Below are 14,640 nucleotides of genomic sequence, written 5' to 3' on the forward strand. Positions count from 1 at the left end.
GTCTGCGTCCCATGCCGTGACGAGCTGAAGGGCCGCGGATTGCCAGTTCGCCCACCGCTCGCGGTCGAGCAGGATCACGATAGTCGGCCGGCGAGCGCCGAGATGGACGGCGCGCTCGACCAGAGTGCATGTCGAGGTGAACACGGCGCGGCCCTCAGTCCTGATCGGCGGGCCGCAACCCGCGGACGATCTCGCCGGCGGCGGAGAGCTTCGGCTGCTCGGCCTGCATCAGCTCGGCGGCTCGGCGGCGGGCCTGCGGGGTCATCGCCCCCGCGCTGGCGAACGCGACCCGCGGCAGGGCCTGCGGGGTCTCTGCGGGCTTGGGCGTTGCGGTGGTGGCGGGCATCGGGCTCTCCATCGGCGATGGAGAGATGTTCCCCGAAACGGGAAACATAGTCAACCCCGTTTTGGGGATATTTTTTGAGCCCCAGAACTCGCGTGCTATCCTGCTCGAGCCGGCCGGACCCCCGCCTGTCAGACCAGGAGAATGACGATCGCCGCGACCCCGTACAGGATCTGGGCGACGTCGATCTTGATCGTGACGCTGAACCGGATTGAAGGCTTCACAGCCATTCCCTCCGGGCCTCGGCGCGCCTCAGCCCTTTGGGGTTGAGGTGGTGGCCGCCATCGAACGGATAAGCCGCCGTTCATGGCTGCATCGGCCCACCCTCCGCTGTGCGCACAGCCTCGGGTGGCCCCACGTCGCTTCCCTGACGGGTCCGCCGGCACCAGTGATGCCAGCGCCACCCGTCAGGGCCGTGGGATGCGGGTTGCGGGGTGAGGAGCCCGCCGGAGCGACCGGCGGGGCTGCCCGGATCCGCATCCAGATGCTGACTGCGACTCGGCGAAGCACTCACAACGCTTCATCCCCGGCGTCTCGCTCGATCAGCGTCTCGTGTAGCGGCCCACAACCCGATGACCGATGCTCCATTCCGATCGGGGCAACTCAAAGTCGGGCGCCATTCCTTCAGGCGGATTCCACTGCGTGAGCAGCCATACGTGGTCGGTGAACCGGCGCACCCGCTTGATGGTCGCTCGCGCCTCACCATGATCCTTGGCGTAGAGGATCGCCGTAACATTCGCGATGATCGGCAACCGCGGGTTCACGATGGCAATGTCGCCCGGCTCGTACTCAGGCACCATCGACTCGCCCGTGATGTAGAGGCCATAGGCTTCCTTCACGTGTTCAACAGGCATGGGGCGCGGGTAGATGTCGATTGGGTCGGTGGAAACGATGATTTGCCCTGAGCCGCCCTCTGCCGAGCCGTAGATCCTGAAGTCTCGCACTGGCGTGATGAGATGAGACCGCGGAATGCGCGGAGCCTCGTCCGGGCCGTTTTCGCTGCCCTCGATCAGGTCTGCCGGGCCGACCCCGAATGCCTTCGCCGCGAGACCGATGGTCCGCTCGCTCAGTTTCCGCTCCCCTCGCTCCAGCTTGATGTAGCCGCCGCGCGAGACGCCCATCGCGGCGGCCGCATCATCCAGCGTCCACCCCTTCAGCTCGCGCAAGACCTTCAGGTTATTCCCCATGTCGGGGAGATTGCCATTTTTCCCGCTACCCGTCGCGCCCCAAATTGGGGGCTTGACTGTGTTTCCCGTTTCGGGGAACTTAGGGGAAAGAGGTGCCGACATGAAGCTGCTCGACTACATGCGCCGGGAAGGTGTCGACGATGAAGCTCTCGCCGCCCGGCTCGGCAGCGTGACCGCGTTCGCCGTGAAGAAGTGGAAGTACGGCGAGCGCATCCCCGACGCCCTGACGATCGTGCGCCTGGAGGAGATCACCGGCGGCGCAGTCACCTTGCGCGACTGGGCTGACCAGCAACGCGCCCGCCCCGCCACCGAGAGGGCCGCGTCGTGAGCTGCATCGCATTCGACTGGTTGCACATCGCGCTCCTGCTGATCGTCGCCGCCGAGACGTGGGCGTTGATCACCGCGATCCGCGTCGGTTGGGCGGTCGAGAAGCAGGTCGGCTGGCAATACATCGCCGACGAAGCGAAGAGGAGGGCCGCGTCGTGAGCGCACCTCGCCTGACCGAAGAGCAGAAGCGCGCGATCCTGCACGATTACCTTTCCGGCTTGCCGCTGAGGGCGATTGCTGCCCGTCACAAGGTGGATACGAGCTACCCGGTCATCCTCGCCAAGCGGAGAGGGAAGCCGCTTCGCTCGGCGAGGCAGATCGCTGTGAGCCGCGAGGCCGCGTCGTGAGCGAGCTCCCACATCTCGACCCCGACGCATGGCCCGAAGCAGCCACACGGAAGTGGGGTGACAATGATCTCCGAAACCGCTGCCGCGGCGCTGATAACGTTGACGTTCGTATCGGGATTACTTGTTGGAGTGGCGACCGCGGTGGATGGTCGCCCACCGTTCTGTGCCGGTGTCCGTGCACTTCTGCTGCTCGGCGCTGCGGCGATCAACTTCATTGCCGCCTTCCTGGTGCTGGTTCTCATCCCATCATGATCGCCAACCTTGCAGCCCTCGCCCGCGACGTTGCTGCGGCCCTGAGCCTCCCGCTGGGCATGATCGCCCTGGCTCAAGCGATCCAGATCATCGGCCTTCGGCGTCGGTGCGAGAACCTCCGAAAGACCGTCTGCATGATCGTGTATCAGAAGGATCGCGGGGACCCCATCGCGTTCGATCTGACGGGCGAACAGCCTCCGACGCGACTGCCGAAGAAGATCAGGAACAACCCGTGATCCGCGCCGCGCATACGGCGCGCGAGCGCGCGCCCGCACCACAGACCCGGGCGCGCCACCTGGGAGCCGGGCGGCTCTCGTCGCCTGACCCCATGCCGCCCGGCTCCCTCTCCTCGTCTCGTCCGTCGTTCTCGTTCGGCTCCATCCGTTCATCCCTCTGCCGCGCCCGCCAAGGCGCGAACGTGATCACCTCGTCGGGATCACCATTGCAGAGGAGCCCGCGCGAATGCGGACAATTTTTGCCCGGAAACGGACAACGGACATGAACGCGGCGGCGGACGTGCTCGACACCACCCGCGCCATGACGGCTGAGCTGGTCCGCCGCGCCGAGCTCGAGACCGGCTCGCGGATGTCCGCATACGAGCGGGTCGCCACGACCGTCGGCGTCTCCGCCTCGTGGGTGAGGAAGTTTGTTGCCGGCGACCCCGCCGCCAAGCGGGTGAGCTTCGTTGCCGGCCTCAACATCGTGAACCAGTACCGACGTCTCTGCGAGCGGATCGAGGCTGAGGCCGAGGTCGAGCGGCAGCGCGCCGAAGCTCTGATGGAGCAGATGAATGCGGCTACTTCGGGCGCTCTGGATGTGGTGGCGATGGTTCAGGCGCCGGAAGCGGGCGGAACGGATGCTTCGGAGCGCCGCGAGGTCTCGTGAGTGACACGGGTTCTGCGGCGGGCCATCCGCCGCAGATGATGAAAGGAGACAACGATGGTGGCAACCGAATGGACCTCGGACGCCGGCCGGGTGTCGCGTGATCAGATCCGGGCGCTTGTCGAGCGGATCGAGCGACTCGAAGAGGAGAAGAAGGCGCTCGCCGACGACATCAAGGACGTGTTCGCAGAGGCCAAGGGCAACGGCTACGACGTCAAGGCGCTGCGCGCGGTGATCCGCTTGCGCAAGCAGGACAAGGACGAGCGGGCCGAGCACGAGGCGATTGTCGAGACCTACATGCACGCCCCCGGCATGCTGGCCGACACGCCGCTCGGTCGCGCCGCCATCGAACGCGCTGTGGCGTGAGGGCGGCGTCATGGGACGGCGTCGGTCACGATCAGGCCTCGACTCACTCCCGAGAGGAGTGGCGTCCATCATCCGAGCGATGCAGTCGGGCGAGCGGTTAACGCGCACGCTCCGCCATAAGCGCACCGGAGAATGTGAGATCACATTCGCGCTCGAACCGTCCGGAAAAACAGTCTCCCGCAGAAGCGGGGAGATCGCCATCCGGACCCGCTTCGTCGAGCCTTTGCAGGACGGCCTGTTCGGCCCGGACACGTCGCAGACCTATCGCGCGACTGCGCCATGACCGTCCCGCGCCACTCCTGGGATTGGCCGCACCGCGACGTCGGCGGGTGAGGTGACATGATGATTGCTGCCCTATTCGTGCAGCGCGGCGGCGTGTATTCCGGGCTTGGCCACGTCGACCCGTGGCCGATCGAACGAGACGCGCGGCTCTACGCCGGGCCGTGGCCGGTCGTCGCTCATCCACCGTGCGAACGGTGGGGACGATACTGGCACGGCTCGCCGGCGAGGCCGCATCAATTCAAGCTGGGCGCCGATCAGGGCTGCTTCGCTGCCGCGCTTGCCGCGGTCCGCAACTTTGGTGGCGTGCTCGAACACCCCGCGCACTCGCACGCATGGGCCTACTTCGGCCTATCTGCGCCGCCGGCACGTGGCGGGTGGGTTGTGGCTGATCGATATGGCGGATGGACGTGCCAAGTCGAGCAAGGGCACTACGGACACTTCGGGCGCAAGCCGACATGGCTCTACGCTGTCGGCGCCGAACTTCCCGATCTGATCTGGGGACCGGCGCCGCAGCGTCTCCACCCTCGCGCGGTCGAGCTTCACGGCCGCGAGAAGGCACGCCGCATCGGCGTCATGGCGATGGTCGGCGGCAGGGACAAGACGAAGATCCGCGCTGCCACTCCGCCCGAGTTTCGTGACCTCCTGATCAGCACCGCATCGACCGCGGTGAAAAAATTGCACGCGGCGGAGTGAACACCATGACCGATCTCACGCCCATGGTGCTGCACGATGCCGCCGCGCCGCCCGAGAGGGTCAGCGCGCACCCGCCCTCGCTGTGGGCTCAGCGGCCGGAGGCGGCCGAGCGCGCGATCGCGCTCTACCGCGACGGCGCTTCGGCCACGACGATCATGGCTGCGATACGCGACGAGTTCGGCGCCTTCGTCACCCGCAGCGCCGTGCAGGGCCTGATGCACCGGCGCGGCGTCCGGCGCTCCGAGCGCCACGGCGTGACGGTTGTCACGGAACGGATGCGCGCCGTCGCCAAGGGCCGGCCGCTCAAGGTGCAATGCGTGCCGCGGGCGCCGCGCCCGATCGTGTTCGGTGCGCGGCCGAAGCTGCCGGCGCGCCCTTCCCTCCCCGAGCGGGGCGGAGCGCCAGTGATCACGTCGGGGCCGCCCGGAGGCGTGGCGCTGCTCGATCTAGAGCGCCAACACTGCCGCTGGCCGCTGTGGCAGGACGACGCTCCGGCGTGGTCGCCGCGCCGCTGCTGCGGCGCCCGCCGGAGAGACCCGGACTCGCCGCTCGACCACTACTGCCCGGAGCACGGCGCAATGGCGTTTGTGCCGCCGGAGAAGCGCGCGCGGAGGGGATGATGGCTCGCCCGTGGATGCCCCTGTACATCGCCGACTACCGGGCCGACACCGGGCACCTGACGGCTGCCGAGCATGGCGCGTATCTGCTGCTGCTCATCGCTATCTGGCAGTCGCCGGGGTGCAGTATCCCGGCAGACGATCGATCGTTCGCCAAATACGCTCGGTTGACACCGAAGCGGTGGCGGAGATTTAAGCCGACCCTCTTCGCATTTTTCAGCGTCGAAGACGGCGCGGTCACACCGACCGGCGCTACGTCATGGCGTCATGCCGACTGGGCTTTTCATCCGTGCCGATGGACCCAGGGCACCGATTGGCGACGCATCAGAGAGGCGGTCTTGAGGCGCGACGATTTTCGCTGCGCCTACTGCGGTAACGATCAAGGTCCGTTTGACATCGACCACATCACGCCTCGATCCCGCGGCGGAACCAACGACGCCTCAAATCTCGCATGCTCGTGCGCTTCCTGTAACCGCAGCAAGGGCGCCAGGACACTCGGAGAGTGGCGGCAATGAGCGAGCGTGGCGTTTTCGCGATCGATCGGGGCGTGTGGGACCACCCCATGCTCAAGAGCCGAGAGCCGTTCTCGCGTCGCGAAGCGTGGATGTGGCTCATCTCCGAGGCGGCGTGGAAGCCGAGGGTGGTGATGATCGAGGGGAGGAGGATCGCGCTGGAGCGCGGCCAACTCGTGCACTCGATCAGGTTCATGGCCGAGAAGTGGTGCTGGCCGAAGAGCAACGTCGCCCGATTTTTGGAGGCCCTGAAAACCGAGACGATGATTGGGACAGAAAGCGGTACAGGGATCACTGTCATAACTATCTCAAAGTACAACGAATATCAGCGCGTGAGCCTGCCTGACCGGGACAGTGACGGGTCAGATGGTGGGACAGAAGCGGGACAGGAGCGGGACAGAGAAGAAGACAGGAAATACAAGAAAAAGATTGGTGATGGTGGTGACGCGCAGGCGCGCGACCCTGATCCGCTCGATCGTCCCGAGCCCGCCCCGGAACCAGCCCTGCCCGCACGGCCGGCCAGCCTGATCACGCCGGAGGCTCACGCCCTCGCCGCCGAGCTGGCGGCGATCGCCGGCGTCGGCGCCGGCGCCGACACGCCGCCGGGCTGGTGCGGCGCCGCCCACCGGGTGCAGACGTGGCTGTCCCGCGGCTGGACACGCGACGTGGTGCTGATTGGCGCCCGCGCCTCGATGGCGCGCAAGCGCGACGGGCCGCCCAGCGGGGTCGGCTACTTCGAACCCGCCATCGCCCGCGAGATCGCCGGCCAGGCGAAACCCCTCCCCGAGATCGTCGCCCTCCCAGCCAAGACCGTCCACGCCGCACCCGCGGTCCGCGCCTACTCGGTGCGGGATCAGGCCGAACAGGAGACCAGGAATGCCCTCGCCAAGCTCCGAGAATTCGCGACAGGAGGCGGCTCGCGTGGTGCTGCGGATCCTCGGTGCCTACCCCACGATCCCGGCGAGTGACCGGGAGGTATTCATCGCGGGCTACGTCCAGCTCCTGGAGCGCTACCCGGCATGGTTCATGGAGGTGGCGGCCGACATGGTGAACGGGATCCCTGGACACTTCGAACGCTGTCCTCCTATCGCCGCTGCCAGGGGATGGCTCGAAAAGGCGTTTGAAGCGGAGCAACGATACCGCGAACGGGCCATGCGGCCTCGCCTCCTCAATGGTCCGCCACAGTCGCTCCGCCCCGTCTCCGGGGCCGCGACGCGGTCCGGGCTGTGCGAGCGGTACGGGATCAGCGCCGTCCCTCACGGTTGGGATGCTCTCGACGTGGCCAGGGCCGCCGCTGTGCATGGCGATGGGTTCCGCGAGCACGTCGAGCGGATCGTGGCCGATCAGTCCGGGCGTCCAGCACCTCAAACCATGTTCACGTCGGCGGTCGAGCGAGTCCGTCCGAAGGTGATGACCGGCGAGCAGTTGGTCGAGCATTACGGGCGCCAACCCGCGCCCGATGATCACGGCAACGATTGGGATTAAACGCCTTGGAATACGTCGTATATTCCTCGCATGGAATGGACCGGACGGCAGGTCGGCGAGGCGCTGGTGGCGGCGTTCCGCGCGCTGCCGGACACGCCGATCTACGCGCCGGTGCCGGCGGTCCTGGTGCCGGCGCTCCCTCCGGACGGAGCGCCGCCGCATCTCGAGCTGCTGATGCTTGCAGCGCGCCACCTCGGGCGGGCCGATCGCGCCTCGGTGCTGTGCTGGGCGCGCCACAAGGCGACGCGCCGGCTGCGGCTCTTCGCCCGGGAGAGCGGCCGCGATCGCGGGGCGGAGCGCCGGCGCGTCGCCACCGCGCCGGAGTGGTGAGGTCGACGTCGAGTGTGGGCTTGAGCCGCGCCGTCGACCATGCAAAATGGTCGCAGAAACCAGACGGATTGCCGCCATGACGTGGGCCGAGGAAGTGCGCCTCGATTTCATCGACCTGCTGTTGCTCGCGCGTGGGCGAGTGGTGCGCGCGGATCTCGTCGATCGCTTCGGCATCTCGATGTCGCAGGCGTCTAGCGACATCGGCGCGTTCGCCCGGCAGCATCCGGACGCGATGAAATACGATCGTTCGGCAAAATGCTACGTGCCGAGCGTGCGGCGCTATCGCTCGGTCCGCGGCCAGGGCAAGCGGACCATTGATGCCCTGGCGCAGCTCGCGGCTGCCGGCAGCCGCCTCGGGTGGCGCGATCAGCCCTGAGGCTGCTCAGCCACGGCCTCATTGAAGCATACTTCACACCGATCTGCGGCAGACGCCGCCCCGCAGTCTCACGACGTCGCATCCGTGACCTCCGGGCGCGAGGTCCGCCCGGCGGTCCGCCTCGCTCAGCCAATGAGCGTAATCGGAGCGATCCCCGTCCCATGCGGCGGTGTAGGCCGAATATGTTGCCTTGAGACGGGCAAGCGCTACGGCCACTTCTGCGTCAAGCCACTTGGCCGCATCCGCCACCATCTCCTGCGCGGCGTCGCCGCCTCGGTTGTGGTATTCCACATTCGTGGCCATGCATTGAATTTCTTTGAGTGCTTTGTCTGCCCTCTCCATGGCGTCGAGAATTTGAGCGACATATCCGATATCGTCTACTTCTGGTGTCACGCTCACGAAGCTCTCTCCTATGGGTGATTTGCAGGGCACCCGGGGCGTGACAGCGCCCCGGGTGCCTACCTACGGTGATGATTAGGTAGACCACGCTTTGAGCGTGGCGCGCGCGTGCGCGATAACCACGCTCAAGTGGTCCGCCGCCGGCAACCGAGCGAGTTCGTCGCGCATCGCTGCCGCCTGAGCTTGCCCTTGGTTGGATGCAGGGTGCTTGATGGCCTTGATGGCACGCTCGGTGTTCGCCCGCTTCGCGTCGCGGGCGATCGCGGCCCCGAGGCGAAGGCGCTCGTCACGGATCACTCGCCGGCCGTCTGTCGGGTTGGCGCCGTCGGTCTCGTACGCGAGCAGGTCATTCAAGAGCTGCTTGGTGACGCTCCGGTTCGGGTGGTTGGCCATTTCCGTTCCTCCGCCCCTGATGTGCCCCGAGGCGCGGGCCTTGATCTCGTCGATGAATTTAAGTATACAGATATTGATGACGCGGTCAATAGCGGTATACCAAAAAAAACGAAAGCGAGGCAGACCCGCGACGGGACACGACCCGCTGCTGTCTGCGCGCGTGCCTGATGCGGTGAGGGAGCGGGTCGACCGATATGCCGCCGAGCGTGGGATCACGCGATCAGCGGCCGTCCGCGAGCTGTTGGAAACGGCCCTCGATCAGCGGCCTAGTGGTGTGGTGCTCGCGCGCTGACCGCTTCAGCGCCCCGCCGGCCCGCGCGCCGCGAAGTGCTCGGCGGTCTCCTCCAGAAGCATTCGGAAGTGGGCCGCCGCCTGCCGCGTCGCGCGGTCTCCAGCGCGACCGCGGGCCGCCGCGATCGCCGCGAAGCTCGTCCGGTCGCCGATCACGGCCCGCAGCATCCGGGCGCCGACGACGCCAACGGCGTTCTCGACCCGCCGCATCAGCGCCTGCAACCTACGGGCGTCCTGTACCGCGTAGCCGATGGCCAGTTCATGGCGCTCGGCCATGTCGATGCGGCCACCGTCGTTCCAGCTCGACGAGCTGCCGAGCCGGGCGGTGCGCTCGAACGCCTCTTGGAGCATGCGGCCGACCTGATAGGCCGCCTCGCTGATGCGGCCGTGGCTGCGCTCGTCCTCCAGGATGTCGGTCCTGGTATTGACGGTGGCGAGCAGACGCGCGCCGGGCTCCATCGGGTCCGGAACGGCGACGACCGCGGTGCGGATGGCAGCGCCTGCCGGAGGCCGAGCGAGGCCCTGGGCGGGAGTGCGAACTGATCTGCGATCGGCGTAGCGGCCGGTCTGGCGGGCGGGACGGATCGGGGGCATGAGCGGGGGTTCACTCCAGAGGAGTCCATGCGTTGGCGATGTTTGGATGGTGCGTCAATACGGTGATCTACTTAGATTTCGGACTTGACCGGACCGGCGAAACCTGCAAAATCGTCATCGTGGAATTCATGCGCGCCGCGGTCCTCCGCCTGCGCGTTTTTTGTGCCCGTCATCATGGCTGACCTGTCCCGCCTCTACGATCTCGCGCGGCGGGTCGACCGCCTGGCCCCGCCGGACCGGCGACGCCCCGATCGATTCACCGAGCAGAAGTCGGAGCTGGCGGCCGAGCTGCGGGCGATCGCCCGCGCGGCTGGCGCCCGGCCGGCGCTTCCAGTCGGTGGCCAGCCGACCGTCATCCGGGTGCGCGGCAGGCCCGTGCTGGTGCAGCGCCGGCGGGCCGGGTTCGGGCTCGGATAGCCTCCGATAATCATCCTTCTCGGAGCCTATTCCGACGAGCGAGTCGCTCTGAAAAACAACGATGGATCAACATGTTCTGCCGGTCCCGATCGGCGGGACGACGGCGCTCGAAACGGGCACCGGGCCGGGTGACCTCACGGATGCACTGAGGTCCGCCCGCGCCTACGCGATGGCCGAGAAATCGGCCGCGACCCGGCGGGCCTATGCGAGCGACTGGGATCACTTCCGGGCGTGGTGCTACTCCCACGCTGTCGCGCCGCTGCCCGCCGCGGTCGAGACCGTCGCGGCCTATCTCGCCTCTCTGGCCGACGCCAGGTTGAAGGCGAGCACCATCATGCGGCGGACCGCCGCGATCGCATACGCGCATCGGCTGGCCGGGTCGCCCCCTCCGACCGCCGCCGAGCCGACCAAGGCGGTGCTGAGAGGCATCCGGCGGCGGGTCGGCGTCGCGGTCGAGCAAAAGGCTCCCGCGACGGCGCGCGCCATCACCGCGATGCTCAAGGGCATCCCGGACACCATGCAAGGGCGACGCGACCGCGCCCTCCTGCTGATCGGCTTCGCGGCAGCGCTCCGCCGTTCGGAACTCGTCGCACTCACGGTCGCCGACCTGGAGCGGACCCCGGAGGGCGTGGTCATCCACATCCGGAGGTCCAAGACCGACCAAGAGGGCGAGGGTCACCAAGTCGCGGTTCCGATCGGCGGGAAGCTCCGGCCGGTCCAGGCGCTCGACGCCTGGCTGTCGGCCGCGGCGATCACCGAAGGCCCGGTGTTCCGCGCGGTCAACCGCGGCGGCCGGGTTGCCGCCGGCGCGCTGTCCGACCACGCCGTCGCCGACATCGTGAAGCGGCGCGCCGCGGCGGCCGGACTCGATACCCGGCAGTTCTCCGGCCACTCGCTGCGCGCGGGCTTCGTCACTTCGGCCCTGGAGTCCGGCGCCGATCTGCTCAAGGTGATGGACGTGACGCGCCACCGTGAAGTGCGCACGCTGAAAGCCTATGACCGACGTGCCAAGGCATTCCGCGACCACGCCGGACGGAAGTTTCTATGAGAGGTGCATGCGCATGGGCGATGTGATCACGTTCCCGGCCGGCCGCATGAGACTACCCGACGAGGGCTCGCCGGAAGCGGCTCGGCTGGACCAGATTGCCGCCACCGTGCGGGCCGGGACCGGCTGCACCGCCGAGCGCGCCGACTTCGTCGCGGCACGGGTGATGCGGGCTCATCGAGGGGGAGGAAACCGTATGAGGCGCGCCGTCGATGTCCCTGAGCGTGGTGACGAGCAGACCCTTTCGCACTTCGTTCGATGCGTCATCGGTCCAGCGCTCGAAAGCTTGTTCCCTGCGGGTGGGCACTTTCCGACCGTGCGGGCCGAGGTGCGCGATGACGCCGAGCACGGCCGCGTCGTGTCGATCATCGTCGACGATGATCGCCTGTAACCATCACCAAGGAGAGCCACATGGCGAAGAAGAAGGGCGGCAAGAAGTGCTGATCGCAGCGCCGCTGCCGCGCACGAAGCGCGTCAGCCGCACGGAACAAGAGGCTGGCGCCACGGCGCCTGCTTCGTCCTGAGAACAGACCCGTAACAGGGCAAATCACATGGCTAAGTTCCAGCCCGGGCGGAGTGGCAATCCTGGCGGCAGGCCGAAGACCATCACCGAGGTGCGCGACCTCGCCAGGGCGAAGACCGCCGAGGCGATCGAGGCCCTGGCGCAGATCGCGACGGCCGGCGAGAGCGAGGCCGCCCGGGTGAGCGCAGCCGTGGCGCTGCTGGATCGAGCCTGGGGCAAGGCGCCGCAGGCGATCGCCGGACCCGACGGCGAAGGGCCCGTCGCGGTCGTCAGCAGGATCGAACGTGTCATCGTCCGACCGAACCAGAAGCCTGAGGATGCCGACGGCTGAGGTGTTCACGCCTCTGCTCGCGCCGGCCCGCTACAAGGGGGCGCATGGCGGCCGCGGCTCCGGCAAGTCGCACGTCTTCGCCGAGATGCTGATCGAGGACGCGCTGGCGAACAAGGGCCTGCTGTCGGTGTGCATCCGCGAGGTGCAGCGGACCTTGGCCGACAGCGCCAAGCGCCTGATCGAGGCGAAGCTCGTCGCGCACAAGCTCACCGAGGCCGACGGCTTCAAGGTGTGGCGCGAGCGGATCGAGACGCCGGGCGACGGCGTGATCATCTTCAACGGCATGGCCGACCACACGGCCGAGTCGATCAAGAGCCTGGAGGGCTTTCGCCGCGCCTGGATCGAGGAGGCGCAGACCCTGTCGGCGCGATCGCTGACCCTGCTGCGCCCGACCATCCGGGCCGAGGGCTCGGAGATCTGGGCGAGCTGGAACCCGCGGCGCAAGACCGATCCGATCGACCTTCTGTTGCGCGGCTCGCCGCCGACCGGCGCCGTCGTGGTGCAGGCGAACTGGCGGGACAATCCGTGGTTCCCGGCGGTGCTGGACCAGGAGCGCCGCGACTGCCTGCGCGACGATCCGGACCAGTACGATCACATCTGGGAGGGCGGCTATGTGTCGGCCCTGACCGGAGCCTATTTCGCCAAGCACCTCGCCACCGCGAAGACCGAGGGCCGCATCGGCAAGGTCGTGGCCGATCCGCTGATCCGGCGCCGTGCCTTCTGGGATCTCGGGGGCGCGGGCGCCTCGGCCGACGCCATGGCGATCTGGGTCGCCCAGTTCGTCGACCGCGAGATCCGGGTGCTCGACTACATCGAGGGCGTCGGCCAGGTGCTCGCCCACTACGTCGCCGAGCTGCGCGCACGCGGCCACGGCGAGGCGCTGTGCGTCCTGCCGCACGACGGGGTCAACACCAACACGATCACCGGCAAGCGCTACGAGGACCATGTCCGCGACGCCGGCTTCGAGGTCGAGGTGGTGCAGAACCAAGGCCGCGGCGCCGCGATGATGCGCATCGAAGCCGTCCGGCGGCTGTTTCCCCGGATCTGGTTCGACGCCGCCGCCACGGAGGCCGGGCGCGATGCACTCGGCTTCTATCACGAGCGGCGGGACGAGAACCGCAATGTGGGGCTCGGCCCCGAACACGACTGGTCGAGCCACGCGGCCGACGCCTTCGGCCTGATGTGCGTCGCCTACGAGCAGCCGATGCAGACCAAGGAACGACGCTCCCGCCCGCGCGGCGGAGGCTGGATGGGAGCCTGACGATGGCGACATTCGACGAGCGATGGTCGGCTCTCGATGAACTTGGTGCTGGGCTCGCCCGCTATGAGCCGACGCAGGAGCTGCGCGCCTACACCCCGACGTGGCGAGAGCGCATCGGCGGGTGGTTAATGGGCGACGGCGGCGGACAGCCGAAGCGCGACCTCGTCGCCGGCCTGGTCGGGTCGACCGGTTTACCCAACACGGCCCGGAGCGACACCGCCGGCCTGTCGCTCGCCGATATCCTGCCGGTGATCGGCGGCACGCTCGGCGCCAACGATGCACTGCGCGAGGGCGACGACCCCCGCGCCGCGGCGAATGCCGTGACAGCCATGGCGCCGCTGGCGGCTCCGCTGGTGCGCGGCGTGATCGCCGCAGCCCCGAAGACCACAGCGGCCGTGGCCGGTGCGCTGGGGGCCACGATGACCCCGGCTGACGCCGGCACCCGCCTCACGCGGGAGCAGCGCCAGCAGATCGAGGTGGAGCGCCAGCGACTTGAAGCGCAGCGCCAGGCTGCCGAGGCCGAGGCCCGGATGCGGGCCCAGACCGACATGGAGCGGCAGCGCGCCGAGGCCGAGTTCCAGCGCCAGCGCGCGGTCCAGGACGCCGAGCTGCAACGGCAGATGGAGGCACAGCGCCAGCGCGACGCCGAGGCCGCGGCGGCCAGGGCTCGCGACGCCGAGGCACGCATGCCGTTCCGCGAGCGCTATCCCAACCTCGCATCGGCGCTGCCGTTCGCCGGAGCCGCGGCGGCCTTTGCCGTTCCGGCCGCCGTCAAGGCGGGCAAGACCATCTACAACAACCGCGCCATCGGTCGATGGAATGCCGCCGTCGATCAGGCGGCCGAGGCGCTGCCCGGCGCGTCGAAGCCGGCGGCTCGCGGCATCGCGGCAGAGATGCGGGCATTCGATGAACTGGGGCCTCCGCCCGGGGCAAAACCAGGGTGGGGCGTCATGGGCGCTTCGGCTGCACTGCCGGCCGAAGCCAGCCTGATCCCGCAGGAGTATGATGCACTGATGCTTCCGGCGGGTGACCCGAACCGCGAGGCGGCTCGCGCGACCCTGACGGACCCGGTCGAGTTGGCGAAGCGTGCCGCCACCGGGCTCTTGGCCGGGGTGCCGCTTGCAAAGCTCGGGTCAGAGTTCCCGATGGGGTGGATGGAGAGGCCGGCGCCGATCGCCAGGACCAAGGGGCTGATCGAGGCGGCCGACGCCTATGTGGCGCAGCGCACGCGGCCGACCGTCAAGCGGAAGGCAAAGCCGAAGACGAAGCCTGAGCCGAAGCCCGACGCGCCGACCGAAGAATAGAGATCAATCGCAGGACCGGGAGAGCGGCGACGAAAATGAAGCATGTCGCCGTGCCGAGCCCCAAGCTGATCGCGCCGACCGCG

At 68.2% G+C, this 14,640-nt stretch carries 27 protein-coding genes; 22 read left to right on the plus strand and 5 right to left on the minus strand.

From position 1 onward, the window contains the following. Nucleotides 1-154 precede the first annotated feature (154 nt). Entirely contained in the window at nt 155-346 is a 192-nt protein-coding gene (locus ACFQUV_RS24700) for a hypothetical protein (RefSeq protein WP_129610860.1), read from the minus strand. A gap of 539 nt (nt 347-885) precedes the next feature. Further along, nucleotides 886-1,632: a LexA family transcriptional regulator gene (locus ACFQUV_RS24705; protein WP_129610859.1), complete on the minus strand. Its 747-nt coding sequence runs from the start codon at nt 1,630-1,632 to the stop codon at nt 886-888. On the opposite strand from ACFQUV_RS24705, the gene ACFQUV_RS24710 reads away from it, so the two are divergent. The 15 genes from ACFQUV_RS24710 to ACFQUV_RS24780 all read left to right on the plus strand — a co-directional run bounded on the left by ACFQUV_RS24710 (nt 1,631) and on the right by ACFQUV_RS24780 (nt 7,999). Next, nucleotides 1,631-1,858, plus strand: a complete 228-nt coding sequence (locus tag ACFQUV_RS24710; protein WP_129610858.1) for a hypothetical protein — start codon at nt 1,631-1,633, stop codon at nt 1,856-1,858. The genes ACFQUV_RS24705 and ACFQUV_RS24710 overlap by 2 nt on opposite strands. Next, nucleotides 1,855-2,016, plus strand: a complete 162-nt coding sequence (locus tag ACFQUV_RS24715; protein WP_165364122.1) for a hypothetical protein — start codon at nt 1,855-1,857, stop codon at nt 2,014-2,016. The genes ACFQUV_RS24710 and ACFQUV_RS24715 overlap by 4 nt, the downstream gene beginning before the upstream one ends. Next, nucleotides 2,013-2,204 carry a hypothetical protein gene (locus tag ACFQUV_RS24720; RefSeq protein ID WP_129610857.1) on the plus strand — a complete coding sequence of 64 codons (192 nt, stop codon included), beginning with the start codon at nt 2,013-2,015 and terminating at the stop codon, nt 2,202-2,204. Before ACFQUV_RS24715 ends, ACFQUV_RS24720 begins: the two co-directional genes overlap by 4 nt. Nucleotides 2,205-2,267: 63 nt before the next feature. Then, nucleotides 2,268-2,456: a hypothetical protein gene (locus ACFQUV_RS24725; protein ID WP_129610856.1), complete on the plus strand. Its 189-nt coding sequence runs from the start codon at nt 2,268-2,270 to the stop codon at nt 2,454-2,456. Continuing rightward, nucleotides 2,453-2,692 carry a hypothetical protein gene (locus ACFQUV_RS24730; protein WP_129610855.1) on the plus strand — a complete coding sequence of 80 codons (240 nt, stop codon included), beginning with the start codon at nt 2,453-2,455 and terminating at the stop codon, nt 2,690-2,692. The genes ACFQUV_RS24725 and ACFQUV_RS24730 overlap by 4 nt, the downstream gene beginning before the upstream one ends. 262 nt (nt 2,693-2,954) lie before the next feature. Continuing rightward, nucleotides 2,955-3,341, plus strand: a complete 387-nt coding sequence (locus ACFQUV_RS24735; RefSeq protein WP_129610854.1) for a hypothetical protein — start codon at nt 2,955-2,957, stop codon at nt 3,339-3,341. Nucleotides 3,342-3,395: 54 nt separating this feature from the next. Further along, a complete protein-coding gene (locus tag ACFQUV_RS24740; RefSeq protein ID WP_129610853.1) occupies nt 3,396-3,704 on the plus strand; it encodes a DUF2312 domain-containing protein in 309 nt (102 codons plus the stop codon). 58 nt (nt 3,705-3,762) lie between these two features. Then, complete coding sequence (locus ACFQUV_RS24745; RefSeq protein ID WP_129610852.1) at nt 3,763-3,987, plus strand: hypothetical protein; 225 nt, start codon at nt 3,763-3,765, stop codon at nt 3,985-3,987. Nucleotides 3,988-4,043: 56 nt separating this feature from the next. Continuing rightward, nucleotides 4,044-4,679: a hypothetical protein gene (locus ACFQUV_RS24750; protein ID WP_244601705.1), complete on the plus strand. Its 636-nt coding sequence runs from the start codon at nt 4,044-4,046 to the stop codon at nt 4,677-4,679. A gap of 5 nt (nt 4,680-4,684) precedes the next feature. Further along, a complete protein-coding gene (locus tag ACFQUV_RS24755) occupies nt 4,685-5,299 on the plus strand; it encodes a GcrA family cell cycle regulator (RefSeq protein ID WP_129610851.1) in 615 nt (204 codons plus the stop codon). A 14-nt stretch (nt 5,300-5,313) separates the two neighbouring features. Beyond that, nucleotides 5,314-5,811, plus strand: a complete 498-nt coding sequence (locus ACFQUV_RS24760) for a DUF1376 domain-containing protein (protein ID WP_244601704.1) — start codon at nt 5,314-5,316, stop codon at nt 5,809-5,811. Further along, nucleotides 5,808-6,776 (plus strand): hypothetical protein, encoded by a 969-nt coding sequence (locus ACFQUV_RS24765; protein WP_129610850.1) that lies wholly within the window; start codon nt 5,808-5,810, stop codon nt 6,774-6,776. Before ACFQUV_RS24760 ends, ACFQUV_RS24765 begins: the two co-directional genes overlap by 4 nt. Then, nucleotides 6,730-7,293, plus strand: coding sequence for a hypothetical protein (locus ACFQUV_RS24770; protein WP_129610849.1), 564 nt, complete (start codon nt 6,730-6,732; stop codon nt 7,291-7,293). Before ACFQUV_RS24765 ends, ACFQUV_RS24770 begins: the two co-directional genes overlap by 47 nt. 30 nt (nt 7,294-7,323) lie before the next feature. After that, entirely contained in the window at nt 7,324-7,623 is a 300-nt protein-coding gene (locus ACFQUV_RS24775) for a hypothetical protein (protein ID WP_129610848.1), read from the plus strand. 46 nt (nt 7,624-7,669) lie between these two features. Next, the gene (locus tag ACFQUV_RS24780; RefSeq protein WP_129610847.1) at nt 7,670-7,999 is read left to right on the plus strand and encodes a hypothetical protein; all 330 of its coding nucleotides are present in this window, start codon (nt 7,670-7,672) and stop codon (nt 7,997-7,999) included. 33 nt (nt 8,000-8,032) lie between these two features. Here the strand turns inward: ACFQUV_RS24780 and ACFQUV_RS24785 are convergent, their stop codons facing one another. Further along, nucleotides 8,033-8,398, minus strand: coding sequence for a hypothetical protein (locus ACFQUV_RS24785; RefSeq protein WP_129610846.1), 366 nt, complete (start codon nt 8,396-8,398; stop codon nt 8,033-8,035). Between the two features lie 75 nt (nt 8,399-8,473). Beyond that, on the minus strand, nt 8,474-9,007 hold the full coding sequence (locus ACFQUV_RS24790; protein ID WP_378396023.1) for a hypothetical protein: 534 nt from the start codon (nt 9,005-9,007) through the stop codon (nt 8,474-8,476). On the opposite strand from ACFQUV_RS24790, the gene ACFQUV_RS24795 reads away from it, so the two are divergent. Continuing rightward, entirely contained in the window at nt 8,964-9,083 is a 120-nt protein-coding gene (locus ACFQUV_RS24795; protein ID WP_378396016.1) for a ribbon-helix-helix protein, CopG family, read from the plus strand. The genes ACFQUV_RS24790 and ACFQUV_RS24795 overlap by 44 nt on opposite strands. Nucleotides 9,084-9,088: 5 nt before the next feature. Here ACFQUV_RS24795 and ACFQUV_RS24800 read toward each other — a convergent pair whose 3' ends face one another. Then, nucleotides 9,089-9,676 carry a hypothetical protein gene (locus tag ACFQUV_RS24800; protein WP_129610844.1) on the minus strand — a complete coding sequence of 196 codons (588 nt, stop codon included), beginning with the start codon at nt 9,674-9,676 and terminating at the stop codon, nt 9,089-9,091. A 174-nt stretch (nt 9,677-9,850) separates the two neighbouring features. Here ACFQUV_RS24800 and ACFQUV_RS24805 point away from each other — a divergent pair, with 174 nt between their 5' ends. The 6 genes from ACFQUV_RS24805 (at nt 9,851) to ACFQUV_RS24830 (ending at nt 14,557) form a co-directional block, all read left to right on the plus strand. Then, entirely contained in the window at nt 9,851-10,093 is a 243-nt protein-coding gene (locus tag ACFQUV_RS24805) for a hypothetical protein (RefSeq protein WP_129610843.1), read from the plus strand. A gap of 61 nt (nt 10,094-10,154) precedes the next feature. Continuing rightward, a complete protein-coding gene (locus ACFQUV_RS24810; protein ID WP_244601702.1) occupies nt 10,155-11,141 on the plus strand; it encodes a site-specific integrase in 987 nt (328 codons plus the stop codon). A 13-nt stretch (nt 11,142-11,154) separates the two neighbouring features. Further along, nucleotides 11,155-11,529, plus strand: coding sequence for a hypothetical protein (locus tag ACFQUV_RS24815; RefSeq protein ID WP_129610842.1), 375 nt, complete (start codon nt 11,155-11,157; stop codon nt 11,527-11,529). A 160-nt stretch (nt 11,530-11,689) separates the two neighbouring features. After that, nucleotides 11,690-11,992: a DUF5681 domain-containing protein gene (locus ACFQUV_RS24820; protein ID WP_129610841.1), complete on the plus strand. Its 303-nt coding sequence runs from the start codon at nt 11,690-11,692 to the stop codon at nt 11,990-11,992. Next, complete coding sequence (locus ACFQUV_RS24825; protein ID WP_129610840.1) at nt 11,979-13,253, plus strand: PBSX family phage terminase large subunit; 1,275 nt, start codon at nt 11,979-11,981, stop codon at nt 13,251-13,253. The genes ACFQUV_RS24820 and ACFQUV_RS24825 overlap by 14 nt, the downstream gene beginning before the upstream one ends. Nucleotides 13,254-13,255: 2 nt before the next feature. Then, complete coding sequence (locus ACFQUV_RS24830; RefSeq protein WP_129610839.1) at nt 13,256-14,557, plus strand: hypothetical protein; 1,302 nt, start codon at nt 13,256-13,258, stop codon at nt 14,555-14,557. Nucleotides 14,558-14,640 lie beyond the last annotated feature (83 nt).

Origin of the sequence: Rhodoplanes sp. P11, from assembly GCF_964266735.1 — a bacterium.
In the GTDB taxonomy this organism is placed as follows: Bacteria; Pseudomonadota; Alphaproteobacteria; order Rhizobiales; family Xanthobacteraceae; genus Rhodoplanes; species Rhodoplanes serenus.